General features: G+C 65.6%; 17 protein-coding genes. 7 read left to right on the top strand and 10 right to left on the bottom strand.

Going from position 1 to position 17,206, the window contains the following annotated elements; genetic code table 11:
* The first annotated feature begins 76 nt into the window (after positions 1-76).
* The gene (locus KAK09_RS12005; protein WP_210879182.1) at positions 77-1,006 is read left to right on the top strand and encodes a sulfotransferase domain-containing protein; all 930 of its coding nucleotides are present in this window, start codon (positions 77-79) and stop codon (positions 1,004-1,006) included.
* 40 nt (positions 1,007-1,046) lie between these two features.
* On the opposite strand, the gene KAK09_RS12000 is transcribed toward KAK09_RS12005, so the two are convergent.
* The 3 genes from KAK09_RS12000 to KAK09_RS11990 are packed head-to-tail and all read right to left on the bottom strand — an operon-like array spanning position 1,047 to position 3,756.
* Positions 1,047-1,709 carry a 2OG-Fe(II) oxygenase gene (locus tag KAK09_RS12000; RefSeq protein WP_210879181.1) on the bottom strand — a complete coding sequence of 221 codons (663 nt, stop codon included), beginning with the start codon at positions 1,707-1,709 and terminating at the stop codon, positions 1,047-1,049.
* A gap of 50 nt (positions 1,710-1,759) precedes the next feature.
* Positions 1,760-2,596 carry a nucleotidyltransferase family protein gene (locus KAK09_RS11995; RefSeq protein WP_210879180.1) on the bottom strand — a complete coding sequence of 279 codons (837 nt, stop codon included), beginning with the start codon at positions 2,594-2,596 and terminating at the stop codon, positions 1,760-1,762.
* An 11-nt stretch (positions 2,597-2,607) separates the two neighbouring features.
* Complete coding sequence (locus tag KAK09_RS11990) at positions 2,608-3,756, bottom strand: N-acetyltransferase (RefSeq protein ID WP_210879179.1); 1,149 nt, start codon at positions 3,754-3,756, stop codon at positions 2,608-2,610.
* Between the two features lie 252 nt (positions 3,757-4,008).
* Between KAK09_RS11990 and KAK09_RS11985 the strand changes: the two genes are divergently transcribed.
* From KAK09_RS11985 to KAK09_RS11970, 4 genes are read left to right on the top strand one after another with little or no spacing between them, the layout of a single operon-like run.
* Positions 4,009-4,977 (top strand): lysophospholipid acyltransferase family protein, encoded by a 969-nt coding sequence (locus tag KAK09_RS11985; protein ID WP_210879178.1) that lies wholly within the window; start codon positions 4,009-4,011, stop codon positions 4,975-4,977.
* Positions 4,978-5,006: 29 nt separating this feature from the next.
* On the top strand, positions 5,007-5,654 hold the full coding sequence (locus KAK09_RS11980) for a sterol desaturase family protein (RefSeq protein WP_210879177.1): 648 nt from the start codon (positions 5,007-5,009) through the stop codon (positions 5,652-5,654).
* A 51-nt stretch (positions 5,655-5,705) separates the two neighbouring features.
* Complete coding sequence (locus KAK09_RS11975; RefSeq protein ID WP_210879176.1) at positions 5,706-6,653, top strand: lysophospholipid acyltransferase family protein; 948 nt, start codon at positions 5,706-5,708, stop codon at positions 6,651-6,653.
* Positions 6,646-7,761 carry a mitochondrial fission ELM1 family protein gene (locus KAK09_RS11970; protein WP_210879175.1) on the top strand — a complete coding sequence of 372 codons (1,116 nt, stop codon included), beginning with the start codon at positions 6,646-6,648 and terminating at the stop codon, positions 7,759-7,761. The genes KAK09_RS11975 and KAK09_RS11970 overlap by 8 nt, the downstream gene beginning before the upstream one ends.
* On the opposite strand, the gene KAK09_RS11965 is transcribed toward KAK09_RS11970, so the two are convergent.
* Genes KAK09_RS11965 through KAK09_RS11940 form a run of 6 tightly spaced genes read right to left on the bottom strand, consistent with a single transcriptional unit; the run spans position 7,745 to position 14,641 of the window.
* Positions 7,745-9,451 carry an ABC transporter ATP-binding protein gene (locus KAK09_RS11965; RefSeq protein WP_210879174.1) on the bottom strand — a complete coding sequence of 569 codons (1,707 nt, stop codon included), beginning with the start codon at positions 9,449-9,451 and terminating at the stop codon, positions 7,745-7,747. The two genes, KAK09_RS11970 and KAK09_RS11965, sit on opposite strands and share 17 nt — an antisense overlap.
* Before the next feature lie 58 nt (positions 9,452-9,509).
* Positions 9,510-10,433 carry a metallophosphoesterase family protein gene (locus KAK09_RS11960; RefSeq protein ID WP_210879173.1) on the bottom strand — a complete coding sequence of 308 codons (924 nt, stop codon included), beginning with the start codon at positions 10,431-10,433 and terminating at the stop codon, positions 9,510-9,512.
* Positions 10,434-10,451: 18 nt separating this feature from the next.
* A complete protein-coding gene (gene spt / locus KAK09_RS11955; protein WP_210879172.1) occupies positions 10,452-11,651 on the bottom strand; it encodes a serine palmitoyltransferase in 1,200 nt (399 codons plus the stop codon).
* Entirely contained in the window at positions 11,648-11,905 is a 258-nt protein-coding gene (locus tag KAK09_RS11950; protein WP_210879171.1) for an acyl carrier protein, read from the bottom strand. The genes spt and KAK09_RS11950 overlap by 4 nt, the downstream gene beginning before the upstream one ends.
* Complete coding sequence (locus tag KAK09_RS11945; protein WP_210879170.1) at positions 11,895-12,845, bottom strand: NAD-dependent epimerase/dehydratase family protein; 951 nt, start codon at positions 12,843-12,845, stop codon at positions 11,895-11,897. Before KAK09_RS11945 ends, KAK09_RS11950 begins: the two co-directional genes overlap by 11 nt.
* Positions 12,842-14,641, bottom strand: coding sequence for a fatty acyl-AMP ligase (locus KAK09_RS11940; protein ID WP_210879169.1), 1,800 nt, complete (start codon positions 14,639-14,641; stop codon positions 12,842-12,844). Before KAK09_RS11940 ends, KAK09_RS11945 begins: the two co-directional genes overlap by 4 nt.
* 293 nt (positions 14,642-14,934) lie before the next feature.
* Here KAK09_RS11940 and KAK09_RS11935 point away from each other — a divergent pair, with 293 nt between their 5' ends.
* Complete coding sequence (locus tag KAK09_RS11935; RefSeq protein ID WP_210879168.1) at positions 14,935-15,420, top strand: thioesterase family protein; 486 nt, start codon at positions 14,935-14,937, stop codon at positions 15,418-15,420.
* A 129-nt stretch (positions 15,421-15,549) separates the two neighbouring features.
* Here KAK09_RS11935 and KAK09_RS11930 read toward each other — a convergent pair whose 3' ends face one another.
* A complete protein-coding gene (locus tag KAK09_RS11930; RefSeq protein WP_210879167.1) occupies positions 15,550-16,290 on the bottom strand; it encodes a methyltransferase domain-containing protein in 741 nt (246 codons plus the stop codon).
* A 62-nt stretch (positions 16,291-16,352) separates the two neighbouring features.
* On the opposite strand from KAK09_RS11930, the gene gloB reads away from it, so the two are divergent.
* On the top strand, positions 16,353-17,120 hold the full coding sequence (gene gloB / locus KAK09_RS11925) for a hydroxyacylglutathione hydrolase (RefSeq protein WP_210879166.1): 768 nt from the start codon (positions 16,353-16,355) through the stop codon (positions 17,118-17,120).
* Positions 17,121-17,206 lie beyond the last annotated feature (86 nt).

Raw genomic sequence — 17,206 nt, 5'->3', positions numbered from 1 at the left:
GCGCGGTCCGCCCCGGTCATGCTATGCACCGGAACGCCCCGAGACATAAAGCCCCGACCAGTCGAAAGACACGCCCATGTTCAACACCACACCCAGGGAAATCCGCGCCATAGCCAGCCGCCACCTGATCCTTGGCGCGCTGTTCTTCCTGCCCAAACCCCGCAAGCTGTCGCTGGAACGGCGCCTGCGCGGCAAGGAGGAATACCGGAAATTGCAGGAAGCCGACTGGGTGCTGATGTCCTGGGGCAAGAGCGGACGAACCTGGTTTCGTGTGATGCTGTCGCGCTTCTACCAGTTGCATTTCGGCCTGCCGACCGAGAACATGCTGGAGTTCGACAATTTCCACCGCATGAACCCGGCCGCGCCACGCGTGCTGTTCAGCCACAACAACTACATGCGCGACTATCTGCGCGAGTGGGAAAGCCTTGAGCATTTCAGGGGCAAGCGCGTCGTGCTGCTGGTGCGCGACCCGCGCGATGTGGCGGTGTCGCAGTATTTCCAGTGGAAATACCGGATGCTGCCCGGCAAGAAGGAGTTGAACTTCTACCCGCCCCACGGGGCCGAGGTGGATATGTTCGACTTTGTGTCTAACCCCGCTTGCGGCATCCCGCGTATCGTGGAGTATTTCAACGGCTGGGCGCGCGCCATGCCGATGATGGGTGATAACCTGCTGACACTGCGCTACGAGGACATGCGCGCCGACCCCGCAAGCGCGCTGCAAAAGGCCGTGACCCATACCGGCACATCGGGCGATCCCGCGCATATCGAGGCCGCGCGCGACTATGCCGCCTATGAGAACATGAAAAAGCGCGAGGCGACGAAAGAGGGCATGCGCGCCAGCGGCCAGCGCGTGAAGCCCGGTGACGAGACCAACCCCGACAGCTTCAAGGTGCGGCGTGGCAAGGTCGGCGGCTATCGCGACTACTTCACGCCCGAACAGTTGGCGGCGGTGAATGCGATGGTCGATGGCCGGCTCGATCCGGTCTTCGGCTACGCGCCTGAATGAGGGGGCCCGGGCCTGACGCCCGGGCAGTTCCGATTCGGCCTCAGCCGCGTCCGCCAAGCCCCTTGGCCATGCGCAGCAGTTTCTTGCCTGTATGGGTGCCGAGGCGTGAGATGCGCTGCGCCTGAAGCGCGAGCGGGTCCGAGCGTACCCAGTTCACCTGCACCATGCGCCGCTCTCCGTCAAAACGCTTGTAGCCGTGATAGCTGTTGTTGGAGCGCTTGAACGCCAGCAGCGTGCCGCCAAGCGGCGTCACCTCTGCGACATAGTCCTCGATATCGTGCTTGCCGCGCAGCATCCGCAGCTTGCCACCCTCCTGATGCCATTCGGGGTTGAAGTAGAGCAGCACGGTCATGATCTTGGACCAGTGATCGGTGTGGATATTGCCGTCGCTCGGCTCTGACAGCTTGCGCACGGTGATGGTCTTGGTGGTCTGGGTCAGGTCGATGTCGAACTTGCGCGAGATCAGCCGCTCGAATTCCGGGCTGTCGAGATCCTCGAGGATCTGCGCGAAGAGGGGGCCGTATTCGAGGCTCTCGGGCTTGAAGTTGGCGGGCCGGTCGATATGCGGATAATCGGCGTTCACCCGCTCCAGCATGTCCGCCGGGATCACGTCCCTGGCGACCATGAAGCTGAACGGATCGGTGGTGAGCGGGGCCTTTTCGACGGCGTCGAAATTGAGCAGTTTGGTCATCGTGGTTGTCATGGCTGCATCTTTCTTTCGATGAAGGAACAGGGGGCGGGCGCGACAGGCCCTCAGGTCGGGGTGGGCTGCGGCGCGCTGGCCGCATTGGCATAACGCTGAAGCACAAGATAATCATCGACCGAGTCGACGTCCACCGAGGCGTGCGCATAAGGCAGCACAACCACACCCACGCGAAGCCCGGTCTTGCGCGACAAAAGCGCCAGCGCGCGCTCCAGCGTGAGCCAACCCATGCGATAGCGTAGCACTGCCCAGAGACCCAGGATGCTGATCACGACAAGCGGCTTCTTGCGCTCGCGCTCGATTTGTCGCCAGAAATCGGCCATGCGTCGGCCATCGGCGGTGAGAAAGGCAAACAGGTTGCAACCGCAATATTGCCCGTCGGCAAAGCGCAGCACGGTTTTCTTGAGGTCCGGATAGGCCCCGCGCACCAGATCATGGGGCGCCAGCCCCACCACCACGTCACAGCCCGAGAGCGCAGCGTCGCGGCAGAAATGATCGACGACCTCGCTGGTCAGAAGCGGGTGATCGGCGGTAGTGATCATCACCTTGCGGTCCTCGGAAAATCGGCCCAGCATCGCATAGGCGCTGGTCGAGGGCGAGGCCCCCGGCGCGGACCACGCCACGCGCCCCTCCCTGATCATCCCCGAAAGCACGTCCGAGCCACTCACCACCGCCTCGGCCGGTCCGCTCAGATGCACCGAGGAGACGTGCCTCGCTCCCTCTAGCGCGGCAATCACCCGTGCGATCATCGGCTGCCCGTCGATCTCGATCAACGCCTTGCTTGCCACGCCCGCATGGTCGCGCAGCGCATCGCGCGCGTCGCGCTCTCCGGCAAGAATGACGGCGGCGAAATCGCTCGCTTGGGGGTCTGTCTCGGGTCGGGTCATTGGGGGCGGCCTCAGAGCGGCTTTTGATAGAGGCGGTAGCGTTTGTGAATGGTGCTGCCGATTTCCTCGATGATGTGGCGCATACCGTCGTTATCCTCCAGAATCCAGCCCATCTCCACCCGGCTCACACCGCGTTTGATCATCTGCTTGCGCACCGCGTCGATGACCAGAAAGGCGAGCGTCGGCCCGAGGCGGGAATACTGGTGCTCCTTGCGCACGCCCATGAGCGCCACGCGCGTGCTTTTGGCGCCCCTGACCTTGAGCCGCCACAGCAGTTTCGCCCAGCCGAACGGCAAGAGCCGCCCGCGCAGGTCATGGATCATCTCGTTGATGTTCGGGAATGCGGTGATGAAGGCCACCGGCTTGCCGTCGATCTCGGCGAACTGGATATAGTCGTCGGGCAAGAGCATCGTCAGCGCCTTGGCGGTTTCCTCGAACTCCTCGTGGGTGAAGGGCACGAAACCCCAGTTGTCCGACCAGGCGTCGTTGAAGATGTCGCGCATCGCCGCGATGTCGGCGGCCTTGTCCTTGCGGTTGAAAGGGCGGATCGTCACCTTGCGGCTGGCGCGCTCGGCCAGCTTGGTCATCACCGCCGGCGCCACGAAATCGGGCTGCACCATGTAGGTGAGCAGATCCTTCACCCCGGCAAAGCCTTGTTCTTCCAGACGCGGGGCATAATAGCGCGGGGCATGGCCCATCATGATATAGGGGGGGTCGTCGAAATTCTCGACCAGAAGGCCGATTTCCTCGTTGATCGAGAGGTTGTAGGGTCCGCGCAGATGCGCCGCACCGCGCGCGCGCAGCCAGTCCTGCGCCGTCTCGAACAAGGCGGCGAACACCTCAGGCTCGTCCACTGCCTCCAACATCCCGAAATACCCGAGCTTGCCGCCCTCCACCTCGGGCTGCATCCGGTCCATCTGCGCGGTGATGCGCCCCACCGCCTCGCCGCCGCGATACGCGACCCAGCGGGCCACCTCGCAATGGGCGAAAAGCGGCTTGTTCTGATATATACGCTGTTTCTGCTCGATCAGGAGCGGCGGCACATAGGCCCGGTCATCGGCATGGATCCGCGCAGGCAGGTTCAGAAAGTCGCGCATGGCGCGGCCCGTTTCCGCCGATCTGACGTCGATCGGGGCGCTTTCGGGCGCGGTGCTCGCCATGGAATACCTTTCGTGTTACCTCACGCGGGGGGGGATCTCCCCGCGCCGCCCCTCTGCGGGCGCACAAGCCTTGCCGCATCCGGGGCGTCAAGGGCAAGCCCCCTGACTCTCGCGGGGGTCAAATACCGTAAGAATGTTACAGGAACGTGCGCGTCTCTGGGCGATCCACCGCCAGAATACTCTTGCGGAACCGGGGCCGAAACCCGAATAACCGCGGACATCAAGACCGCTCCGAGCAGAAAGTCGATCCGCGTGGCCAAATTCATCCTGGGAAGCCATCTCCGCCACAAGGCGCTGGAAAGCCGCGCCGCAAGCAATCTGCTCTGGGCCATCGACCTGGCCTTCGTGGGTGCGGTGGTCGGCTTTTTCCGGCTCTTGCCGCTACGCTGGTCCTCGGCGCTTGGGGCCCGCTTTGGCCGGTTCCTCGGGCGCGTGTTCAAGAACCGTACGCGCCATGTGCGCGCCAACCTCACGCTTGCCCTGCCCGGCACGCCCCCCGATGAGATCGACCGCCTGGCCGGGGATGTCTGGGCCAATGCCGGCGCGGTATTTGCCGAGTATCCGCATCTGGCGAAATATACCGACCCCGCGCGCGGCCTTCTGCGCATCGAGACGGTAGAGCCAGATCCCGCCTATTGCCGCCCCGGCACGCCGGTCGTGTTCGTCGCCGCCCATCTCGCCAACTGGGAGGTTGCCTGCGCTGCCATGACGCAGATGGGCATCCGCTCCCACGCGCTTTATGCGCCGCTGGCCAACCCTTGGCTTGACCGAATTCTGCTGCGCTATCGCGCGCGGCTGGGCTGCGCCACGATCTCGCGCGATGCCGGGTTGCGCGCGTTCCTTCAGGCGCTCAGGCAAGGCGAGGCCCCGGCCATGATCATCGACCGCCGCGTCGAGGGCGGCAAACCGATCCCGTTCTTCGGCGCGGACAAGGACAGCTCGACCCTGCCTGCGGGGCTGGCGCTGCGCTTTGGCGCGCCGCTCGTGCCCGTGCAGGTCGAGCGCCACCCCGGCGCGCGCTTTATCGTGCGCTTTCACGCCCCGCTTGTTCCGCGCAACCCCGAGGCCGATACCGACGCGCAGGCGCTTGACCTCACCCGTCAGATCCACGAGCGATTCGAGGACTGGATCAGCGCGCGACCCGGCGAATGGCTCTGCACCAGTAAAATCTGGCGTGGTGCTGTTCTTCGGGCAAAAACGAACGTATATAATGAAGCCTGACAACGCGTACCCATCCAGAGAGGCCGCCCATGTCGAACCATCAACCCAGCCGCCGTCACCGCGTGGATGAATCGGTGCGCCTGTTCAAGAACCCGCTTCTTGAAAAGCTCAGCCATGTGCATCCGATCGTGCCGCTTCTGGTCTGGTCGCCGGTGGCGGGCTGGCTGATCTGGCGGGCGGTCATGGTCCATGGCATCGGGCTTGGCGGACTGGCGCTGATCGGGCTGGCCGGGCTGGCGACATGGACGCTGGCGGAATACCTGCTGCACCGCTATCTGTTCCACTTTGAGCCGAAAACCGATCTGGGCCGCCGCTTCATCTATCTCTTTCACGGCGTCCACCACGACACACCGCAGGACAAGACGCGCCTTCTGATGCCGCCTGCCGGGGCCTTGCCGATCATTGCCGTGCTATACCTGATCTTCTGGCTGGTGCTGCCCTACCCCTGGGCCGAGCCGTTCACCGGCTTCTTCATCATCGGCTATCTGGTCTACGACTATATCCACTATGCCACGCATCACTTCCCGATGAAGCACCCGGCGCTGCAATTTCTCAAGCATTACCACATGCGCCACCATTTCTCGAAAGATCCCGGTCGCTATGGGGTGTCCTCGCCGTTCTGGGACTGGGTGTTCGGCACCTATCCGGACAAATCCGACCGCGCCGCGCGCCGCTAAGGCGCGGGCCCGCGCTTCCTGAGCGCGCTGTTTGAGGGCCGGGATCGAACGATGGCGAAATATTACCTGCTGCCCAAGCACCTGATGGACCGCCTGCCGGCGGCGCAAACGCCGGTCTGGCTGTTCGAGGCGGCGGTGTTTCACCTGCTTTACGGGCTGGCGCGGCTCATGCCGGTGCCGCTGGCCACGCGGGTCTTTGCCGCCTGTCTCGGGACCATCGGCTTTCGCAATCCCAACAAGCTGCGGGTGGTGCGGCGCAATCTTGCGGTGATGATGCGCGACGCGAGCGAGGCGGGCCGCGACGCTGTGGCGCGCGATATCTTCCGCTCCACCGGTCATGCGGCGGTAGAGTTGTTCTTGCTCGACCGGATCTGGCGTGACCGTGACCGTCGTCTGGAATTCGTCATCCACCCCGAGGCCGAGGCGGCGATCCGTCGCAAGGACGCCATCGTTTTGGCCACCGCCCATGTCGGCGCGTGGCAGCTTTGCAATCTCATCGGACGCGAGCATGACCTGTCCATTGCGGTGCTTTATGCGCCCGACAGCAACCCTTGGATGAACCGCTTCTTTCTCGCGCGGCGTCGGCATTTCGGCGGGCCGCTGATGCCGAGCGCAGGCGGCGCGCGCGACACGATCCGCGAACTGGCCGCCGGGCGCTCGGTCGGCGCGGCGTTTGATACGCGCATCGACGAGGGCGAGATGGTGCCGTTTTTCGGCGTGCCCGCGATGACCAACACCTTGCCCGCCATGCTGGCGCTGCGCGGCTATCCGCTCCTCCCGATCCGGGCGGTGCGTCTGCCCGGCACGCGCTACCGGATCGAGGTCATGGCCCCGCTCGCCCCGACTGACCCGGAGGCGCCGCGCAAGGATCAGGTGCTTGACCTCACCACACGGCTCAACGCCGTGTTCGAGGGCTGGATCCGTGAGGATCCGGGCCAATGGCTCTGCATGAAGCGGCGCTGGCCCAAGCCCCGCCCGCCACGGGCCGCCGATGTCTGAACCGCGCGTCTGGGTGCTCGACGCCTATCGCGCGGGCGAGCGCACGCAGTTGCGCGCGCTGGCCACGGCGCTTGGCTGGCCCTGTGAGATCAAGTCGCTGCGGTATCGCCGTTTCGGGCTGGCGAGCGCGCTTTTCCTGCGCAATGATCTGTGGGGCGTCGATCTGACGGGGTCCGATCCGCTGCGCGCCCCCTGGCCCGATCTGGTCCTCTCCATCGGGATGCGCAACGAACCGGTGGCGCGCTGGATCCGCGACCAATCCGGCGGGCGCACGCGGCTGGTGTTTCTGGGGCGGCAATGGGCCGACCCGCACCATTTCGACCTGATCATCACCACACCGCAATACCCGGTGCCCGAGCGCGCCAATGTGCTGCGCAACGCGCTGCCGCTGCACGGGGTCACGCGGGCGCGGCTGGACGAGGCCGCCGCGCTATGGGCGCCACGCCTTGCCCATCTGCCGCGGCCCTATCTAACGGTGAATATCGGCGGCACGAGCGGGCCCTATGCCTTTGGCCCCAATGCCGCCGCGCGGCTGATGCGTGACACGATGACGCTGGCGCGCGCGCGCGGTGGATCGCTTCTGATCAGTTCGAGCGCGCGCACACCCGCCTGCGCCATCGACGCCTTCGCCGTGCAAACGGATGTGCCGATGCAGCTTTACCGCTGGCGGCGCGACGACCCGGAAAATCCCTATCTGGGCTTTCTGGCGCTGGCCGATGAGGTGATCGTGACCGCCGACAGTATTTCGATGCTGTCCGAGGCCCATGCGACGGGCCGTCCTGTGCACATGTTCGACATCTCGGCGGGACGAAGCTCCATGCGCCACGACATGCTCTGCGCGGCGGGCGAGATGCACGCTGCCCGCGCCCTTGCCGAGGCCGATCCCGACCGTCCCGACCACGCACTCGGGGCAAGCGCCTACCGCGCGCTCATGCGCTACGGCTGGTCCTATCTCAGCCGCGATATCAGCCGGATGCACCTGCGGCTCGTGCGGTCAGGGCGCGCAGTCTGGCTGGGCGATCCCTCGCCGCGCCCACGCGACGGCGACGCGCCAGGCGACATGGCCCGCGCCATTACCGCGATCCGCGCACTTATCCCGCGCGGCTGAGCGTGCCGCCCACCTCCAGCCGGTGCACCACGTCAGCGCCCTTTGCCAGGCTCTCGTTATGGGTGATGGCAAGGATGGTCAGATCATCCTTGAGCACCTGCAGCGTGGCAATGATCGCAGCCTCGCTCTCGGTGTCGAGCGCGCTTGTCGCCTCGTCGAGGATAAGCAGCCGCGGTCCGTTGATCAGCGCGCGGGCGATGGCGATGCGCTGGCGCTGCCCGCCCGAAAGCCGGCCGCCACGCTCGCCCACAACGGTTGCCAGCCTCTCGGGGAACTCGCTTACAAAGCCCCACGCCCCGGCCTTTTCCAGCGCCGCAACCACCTGCGCCTCCGAGATCGCCGGATCGCCAAGCGTAACGTTGTGCAGGATCGTGTCGTGCAAAAGCACCGTTTCCTGCGGAACATAGCCCACCATCCGCCGCCAGGCGTGCAGGTCGATCGTCTCGAACGGCACGCCGTCAATCAGGATTTCCCCGGAATCGGGGCGCAGAAGGCCGATCACCAGGTCGATGATCGTCGTCTTGCCAGAACCCGACGGCCCCACCAGCGTCGTGATCCGGTTGGCCGGGATGTCCAGATCCAGACCGGACAAGACGTTATGGCCCTCATAGGCGAAGCGCAGGTCATGCACCGAAATGCCACGTTCCAGCGTTGGGGTGACATGGCCGCCCAGATGCTCTTGCTGCGCCGCCGCGCGCCCGCTTGTGTCCTTGAGCGACCAATAGGCGCTCTCGGCCTGGGCAAGTTTCTGATATTGTTTCTGCACCTTGCCGAGAAAGGCAAAGGTCCGCCCCAGCGTCACCGCGAGGATCAGAACCGTGGCGAACTCCATCGACAGAAGCCCGAGGGCCACATATACGCCGAAGGCGATCAGCGCCACGAACATCAGATCCTGACCCGCATCCAGCGCCGCCGAGGCCAGCACCTGCCGCCGCAGCGCACCCTTGAGGCGGTTGGTCTCTCCCCGCAGCATGTCATCGGTCAGGTTCTCGCGCGCCATCGCCTTGAGCGGCTTGACCGACTGCAGCGTGTCGGTGAGATGCGACATGAGCGAATTCATCAAATCGGTCTGCCGCTTGCCCGCCTTGCGAGAGACCCGCACAAGGAAATGCGACACGCCGATCACCACTGCCCCGCCGACAAGGCTCAGGGCCGTCGCCTTCCACGACACCGCCACCGCCACGCTTGCATAGACGATTGCCTGAATGAAAAAGGTCAGCGACATCGCGCCGAACATGTAGGCATCCGCCGCCCGCTGTGCCTCGGTGGCGAGCGCGTTCGTCAGCTTGCCCGCAGGTTGATGAAGGAAAAAGCTCCAGCGGCTGCGCATCATGTTGCGCAAGACCTCGAGCCGCAGATCGGTCGCCACCCGCGCCGCCGTATAGCCCACCTGCCGCTGTGCCGCGAGCAGCAGGATCGCCTTGAACGTCGCCATGGCCACGATGAGAAGCAGAAGCGCGCCCAAAGTCGGCGGCACGCCCAGCCAGGCCAGCACGTCGAGCACCATCTGTTCCAACTCCCCCGGAGGTTCGGCATTCTCCGCCGTCTGGCCCGAGGACAGCGCGATCTTGAGCATCGGCAGCATCGCTGAAAGGCCCAGACCCTCGGCCAACCCCGACAGAAACAACGCCAGCACCATGAGGAAACTGGCCGTCGGGTAGATGCGGAAGAGGTGGATCATCAGGCGCATGGCATGGCTTTCCGGTTGGTCGCGGCTTCTATCGCCTCAGGGCGCGGGAATGTCCACCTCATGACCGCTCCCGCTGCGAGGCATGAGCCCGCACGATGTCGTGGGTTGCGGCATGGCCCGTCTCCATGCCACCGGTCGCGTGGCGGCGGGCGGTGAGCGCGATCCGCCAGCCATCAGGCGTCGGGGTGATGTGATAGAGGTGCCAGGCCGCCGGTTCTGGATGAATGGCCGAGGCCGAAGGCACGCCGATGACCGGGGCCACACCACCTGCAGTCACCATCTCCTGATGGTGACTGCAGTGGCTGTGACCGTGCAGCACCATCTCCACCCCCTCGCGCGCCAGAACGACGCGCAGCGCGGCGGCGTCAAGCAGCCGCTTGCGCGCCCTCACCGTGCCGTCAAGCGGCGGGTGATGCACCATGACGACCCGGCAGAGGCCCTCTTGCCGCGTCTGCGCGAGAAGGCCCGCCAGCCGATCAAGCTGCGCCGCCCCCACCGCGCCCACGGCCCGGCCCGGGGCCGAGGCCACGGCACTCGACACCCCGATAAGCGCCAGCCCCCCGCGCCGCCGCAGCCAGGGAAAGCCCTCCCCGCCTTCGCCCTGCCAGTAAGGCCGCCATGTCCGCGCGCCCGCCTCCCACGCACCGCGCACCAGCGCATCGTGATTGCCGGGGATCACCATGACGCGCTCAGGCGTGCCAAGCGCGTCAAGCCAGTCGCGCGCACGCTCATACTCGACCGGCAGCCCGAGATTGGTCAAGTCACCCGTCACCGCGATCAGCCCCGGCGCGGCGGCCTTCAGATCGGCCACCAGCCGCGCCAGCACTTCGGGGCGGTGCACCTTGTGCCGTTTGCGCCGCCACGACAGCAGGCTCAGCGCGCGCTTGTTTAGCACGTCGCGCCAGTCCACGCGATCGGGCAGCGGCAAATGCACATCCGACAGATGCGCCAGCACCACGCCGCGCTCGGGGATTGCCTGCACCGCCTGCCGCTCCTGCCGTTACTGGGCGACCGCCGTGGCGGCCCCGGCGCGCACCGTCTCGAATGCCGCGAGAATCCGGTCGATCTGCTCGAATGTGTGCCCCGCGCTCAGGCTGCACCGCAACAGCGACGCCCCTTCGGGGGCGGCGGGTGGCACCACGAGGTTGACATAGACCCCCTGATCCAGCAGCGCGTTCCACATCCGCGCGGCCTCGTCATGCGATGGCACCTGCACGGCAATAACCGGGCTTGGCCCTGAGGCAAGCCTGTAGCCCAGCCCCTCTAGCCCGGCATGGAGCCTGCGCGCATTGGCCCAGAGTTGTGCCTTCAGTTCGGGCCGTCCGCGCACCGCCTTGAGCGCGGCATGCGCCGCCGCAATGCTTGCGGGGCTTGACGAGGCGGTGAAGATATAGGGTCGGCTGCCATAGCGCAAAAGCTGCAATTCGGGGTGGCGGCTCACGCAGAAGCCCCCCAGCGAGGCGAGGCTTTTGGAGAACGTCCCGGTGATGAAATCCACCTGATCGAGGATGCCCTCTTCCTCGCACAGGCCGCGCCCGGTCTCACCATAGACGCCGAAGGAATGCGCCTCATCGACCATGAACCACGCGCCGAATTCCTTGGCCACGGCGCACAGATCGGCAAGCGGCGCGGTATCGCCCCACATGCTGTAAAGCCCCTCGGCAATGACAAGCGCGCCTTCGGCCGCGCCGCCCAGACGGCGCAGCCGCTTGCGCAGATCCTCCGGGTCGTTGTGTTTGAAGGCAAAGAAATCCGCACCACTGATGCGGCAGCCATCATAGATACAGGCATGGCTGTGACTGTCGAGCACGACCTTGTCGCCGGGCCGTAGAAGCGCCATCAGCAGGCCGAGATTGGTCTGATAGCCGGTGGAAAAGAGCATCGCCGACGGCACGCCGTAAAAACGCGCGAATTCCTCCTCAAGCGCGGCGTGGCTCGAAAAGCTGCCATTGGCCATGCGCGAGCCGGTGGTGCCGCTGCCCTCTTCATGCATCGCCCTGCACGCGGCCTCGATGATCTCGGGGTCGAAGGTCAGCCCAAGATAGTTGTTGGTGCCAACAAGGATGGTCGGGCGATTGCCGATCACCGCCTCGGTGGGCGAGAGAAACCGCTCCATCACGATGCGGCTTGGATCGGCCGCAAGACTGCGCAGCCCGTCACGGACCTGCGCCATTTCGGCGAATCGTTCGGTGATGCTCATGCCTTGTCCTCGACGAGTTGAGATATCCTGACGGCCAGTTCGCGGATCGTCGTGATATCGGCCATCATGTTGAGCGGCAGGCCGATATCGTAATGGTCCTCGATCTCCACCAGCAGTTCCATCAGATTGACCGAATCGAGACTGAGATCATCGGCAAGCTTCGTGTCGGGGCCAAGATTGCCCGCGGCTTTCGGAAATCGCTCCAGAAAGCCGTAAAGCGTCTCGATGATTTCTTCGGGCGTTTCAGATGACATGGCTCTTGCCTTTCTCGGTTTGCGGCCTTGGCTTGCCCCAAAGCCCGCACAGCCCCTCGGCCAGCGGAATCTGCGGTTGCCAGCCGGTGACGGCGCTCAGCGCGGCATTGTCGGCCACCCAGTCGGGGTGGCGCAACTCGCGCACCTTGCCGGGGCTCAGCATCGGCTGATAGCCGAAAAGCCGCGCGGCGAAAAGATTGACGGTGGCGACGCCGTGCAAGAGCACGCCGGGAAGCGGCACGCGCCAGCCGCGCCCGCGCCCCGACACCTGTTCGACGATGGCCGCGATCTCCTCCCAGCCATAGCCGCCCGCGCGCCCGTCATGCAGCTCGAACGTGCCGGGTGCCGGGCGCGCGATAAGCGCCAGGATGGCCCGCGCCAGATCGTCCACATGCAAAAGCGAGGCGCGCGCCCCCCGCCCCCCCGGCAGCGGCACGATGCCGCGCGCCATTGCCTCGAACAGCGGCACCAGTTCCTTGTCACCCGGCCCATAGATCGCGGGCGGGCGCAGGATCGCGTGATCGAGAGCGGTTTGCGCCAGCCGCGCCTCGCCCTCGCGCTTGCTTGCGGCATAATGCGACAGGTACGGCGCGCGCGCGGCGAGCGAGGAAATCAGGATCATGCGCGGCGGCACGGGCTGTGCACCCACGATGCGCGCCACGCGCGCCACGCCTTCGGCATTCACGGGCAGGAAATCACGCGCGGCGCGCCCACGCACCACGCCCGCCACATGCACCACCACCTCCGCGCCCTCGACCAGCCGACTTAGTGCCGCCTCCTCGCCGAGGCCGCCCGTCACGCATTCAAGCGCGGGATGGGTGATGTCGAGCGGGGTGCGATGCACCAGCGCGCGCACGCCGTAGCCTTCGTCCAGAAGCCGCGCGACCAGCGCCCGCCCGACAAAGCCCGCAGCACCGGTGACCGCGACCCATCGGGTCATGCAATGTAACGGATCGGTGCCTCGTCCACGGTCTCGGGCTGAGCGGTGGCAGGCTGCACCGGCACCGAGGCCGCCGCCTGCCTGCGCGCGATATGGTCGAGCCGCGCACGCGCGCGCGCCAGCTTGCCCGAGGAGGTGCGCGGCAACGTCCGGGTCGGCACCAGTTCCACCCGGCAATCGATGCCGAATTCGCTGCGCACCAGCCCGGTGATGGTCTTGACCAGACGCGCGCGCTTGACCTCGTCGCGCTCTCGGCATTGCACCACGATCACCGCCTCCTCGTGCCGCCCGTCCTCGGACGGAACCGAGAAGGCCGCGACATCGTTATAGCTCACACCCGGCTGGCTCTTGGCCAGATGTTCCAAGTCCTGCGGCCAGATATTGCGGCCGTGGATGATGATCATGTCCTTCTTCCGGCCCGTCAGGAACAGCCGTCCGCCCGCGAGATAGCCGATATCGCCGGTGTTGAGCCAGCCATCGGCGCTCAGCGCCTCGCGCGTCATTTCCGGATCCTGGAAATACTCGCTCATCACGCTCGGGCCGCGCAGGTGAATCACGCCGGCGTGGCGCTCGGGCAGGGGCTGGCCGGTCTCATCCCGGATCTCGATCTGAAACGTCGGCAGCAGCATGCCGCAATCCACATAACGCGCCACGCGACGCTCGGCGCCTGCCGCGGACGGGTCGACCGGGCGGGCGATGCCGTCATGCTGCATGTCTTCGGAATCGATGTAATCGATGCGGACTTCCTCATCGAGCGGCAGGAAGCTGATACCGAGCGAGCACTCCGCCATGCCGTAGCAGGGCAGGAACGCGGTCTTGCGGAAACCGGCGGGCGCCAGCACCTCGGCAAAGCGTTCCAGCGGCTCGGGGCTGATCATCTCGGCGCCCACGCAAGCCACGCGCAGCGCGCTGAGGTCCAGCCCCTCGGCATCGTGCGGTCGCACCCGCATCACCGCCAGCTCATAGGCAAAGGGCGGGGCAGAGGTGATCGTGGCGCGGTTCGCGGACATCATCTCGAGCCATTTGCGCGGGCGCATGGCAAAATCATGGGTGCCAAGGAAATCGACCGAGCGTTGCGTCGCCATCGGCATGATGATGAAGGCGACAAGCCCCATGTCGTGATAGAACGGCAGCCACGAGCCGAACCGGTCGCCATCGCGCATCTTCAACCCGTTCGTCGCCATGTCGCGGATATTGGCCAGAACGGTCTTCTGGTCGATCACCACGCCGCGCGGAAAACGGGTGCTGCCCGAAGTATACTGAAGATAGGCGGTGCTGTCGGGGCTGACGCCGGGCAGATCGCCCGTGGCCTCGGGCAGCGCGTCGAAAGTCTCGGGCGTGCCCACGCAGGTGAGGTCAATATCGGCCACCGCCTCGTGGAGGAAATCCACCCATTCCGGCGTCGCCATCGCCGCCGAGGCACCGCAATTGCGGATCAGTTGCGCCAGTTGTGCCACATAGGCGGCGTGGCCGCCGATCTGGATGGTCGCGGGCAAGGGCACCGGCACGAGGCCCGCATATTGGCAAGCCCAGAAGAAGCGTACGAAATGCGGCGAGGTCTCGGCCACCAGCGCCACACGCCCGCCCCGCTCGATCCCGAGACCCATGAGACGGCGTGCCAGCGCCATCGACTCGGCGCGCAACCCGGTATAGGTGGTCGAAGAATAGATCTCGCCCCGGGCATTGTAGAAGTTCACCCCCGTCTCGCCCTGCGCAGCATAATCGAGCGCCTCGCACAGCGTGGAAAAGTCAGCCTTTCGCAAGGCAAGATCATGCGAACTGCCGGTCGCTTGCATGGAGATGTCCTTTGTCCTAGGGGCCTCAACCTGCCGAATTCGGGCAACGGGCCGTTCTGCTCGCCACTGGTCGTGGGTATCCGCCCGATAGATACAAGCGATTGTTTTATGTCAAGCGTGCTGCCCGAAGCCCCTGTGATCCAAGCAAAAACATAGGCGATATCCTGCATTTTTCGTCACGAATGATTTCCATTTCGTAACAGTGTGACGACAACCGTGCGCACCACCCGCCCCCTTTTCCGTCGCGCCGCGCCCTGCTAGCCTGCGCGCGACAGCACCGAAAGGCCCCGTGCATGACCTCTTTCGCTCCGTTCCGTTCTGCCTTCCACAGCGTCGAGGAGGGCTGGATCGACTATAACGGCCATATGAACATGGGCTATTACACCGTGCTTCTGGATCGCTGCGCCGACGAGGCCTTTGCCGAGATGGGCCTTGGTCCCGATTACGTTGCGGCGCGCGGTCTGACCACCTATACGGCCGAGTTCCACATCCGCTACCTGCGCGAGGTGAAGCTGGGCGACCGGCTGTTCAGCACGTTTTACCTGCTCGACCATGACGCCAAACGGTTTCATTCCTTTCAGGAACTATACCACGAGGAGGGCTGGCTGGCCGCCACGGGCGAGGGGCTGACCCTTCATGTCGATCTTTCGGGGCCGCGCGTCGTGCCCATGCCCGCCGACATCGCCGACCGCGTCGCCGCCATGGCCCGAGCCCACGCCGCCCTGCCCCGTCCGGAAGGCATCGGCAGCCGCATCGGCATCCGCCGGATATCCGGCTGAGCCGATCATCGCCAGCCCGCTGCCCACGACCGCCGCCGCACTCGCCACGCAACGCCACCCCGGAAAGAGAGTCGTTTCACCTGCCGAAAACCCTTTCCCGAAAGAGTTTCTGCCGCCTGACTTGACCGCTCAGACCGGCTTGGCCTCGGGCTGCGGCACCAGCACGCCGAGGGGCCTCTTGACCTTCTCACGCAATCCCGGCCCGCCGGACGCCTGCACGCGCTTGGTCGCCTCCACCACCAGCACGCCGCCCGCCGCCACCATCGAAAGGCGCGCGCCCATGCGCTCCCACATGCCGGCCGTTCGCCGCCAGAACGGGCGGGCCGATGGCGGCTGATAGAGCGCGGTGGCGTGGCGCTCTGGCAGAAAGCCATGCGCCTTCAACTGGCTCTCCAGCTGCCCCTGACTGAAGGGCCGCCCGAAACCGAACGGTGTGCGGTCCGAGCGCGACCAGAGCCCGGCCCGGTTCGGCACCACGAAAAGCGCCGAGCCGCCGGGCCCGAGCACACGCCAGCACTCCTCCAGAAGATCGCCGGGCCGGTCCGATGTCTCCAGCCCGTGCACCACGAGAAGCTTGTCCACATGCCCCGTTTCCAGCGGCCAGAGCGTTTCCTCGCACAGCACCGCGACATTGGGCATCCCCTGCGGCCAGGCGATCACGCCTTGCGGCCCGGGCATCAGCCCGACCACGCGCCGCGCATCCGCCAGATAGGGCCGCAGGAACGGCACGGCAAACCCGAACCCCGCCACGGTCTGCCCCTGTGCCTCTGGCCAGAACGTGGCAATCTGCGCGCGCAAGGTCTTCTGCACCGCACGACCCAGAGGATTGCGGTAGTAGAAGTTTCTCAAATCCTGCACATCGAGATGCATTGAAGTGCCGCCGCTGATACGTCACTCTCACGCTAGCACCAGAAACGACACGGGAACAGAGCATGGCCTTGCAAATCCTCACCATTCCCTGCCTTTCGGACAATTACGCCTTTCTCGCGCATGATCCGGCGACCGGCGCGACGGCGGCGGTGGACGTCCCCGAGGCCGCACCGGTCCTCGCCGCGCTGCGCGAACAGGGCTGGACGCTTTCGGATGTCGTGCTGACCCACCACCATGCCGACCACATCCAGGGGCTAGACGCACTGCTGTCCGAGGCCCCTGCCCGCGTCATCGGCGCCGCTACGGACGCCCATCGGCTGCCCCCTCTTGACCTTGCCGTGACCGAAGGTGACACAATCGGCATCGGCGCCGAGACCGGCCATGTGATCGACGTTTCAGGGCATACGATGGGCCATATCGCCCTTCACTTCCCGGCTAGCGCGGCGGTGTTTACCGCCGACAGCCTGATGGCGCTTGGCTGCGGGCGAGTGTTCGAGGGCACCATGCACCAGATGCATGAAAGCCTGGGCAAGCTGGCCACCCTGCCGCCCGCGACCACGGTCTATTCCGGCCACGAATACACCGCCGCCAATGCCCGCTTTGCCCTGACCATCGACCCGGACAACCCCCGGCTGCACGATCGGGTGGCGGCGGTCGAGTCGGCCCGTGCCCAAGGCCGCCCCACCGTCCCCTCGCGGCTGGACGAGGAACTGGCCACCAACCCGTTCCTGCGCGCCGACGATCCCGCTATCCGCGCCCGCCTTGGCATGGAGGAGGCGGCGGACGCGGATGTCTTTGCCGAAATCCGCCGCCGCAAGGACCACTTCTGATGCAATGTTACGACAACCCCGCGATACACTGAATAAAAGTGAGGCAGTTTTACAAATTATGTCTTGAAGCCCGGCCATCATCGACC

This window comes from Roseovarius autotrophicus (genome assembly GCF_018069895.1).
In the GTDB taxonomy this organism is placed as follows: Bacteria; Pseudomonadota; Alphaproteobacteria; order Rhodobacterales; family Rhodobacteraceae; genus Roseovarius; species Roseovarius autotrophicus.
This window is presented reverse-complemented; position numbering and strand designations above follow the sequence as displayed.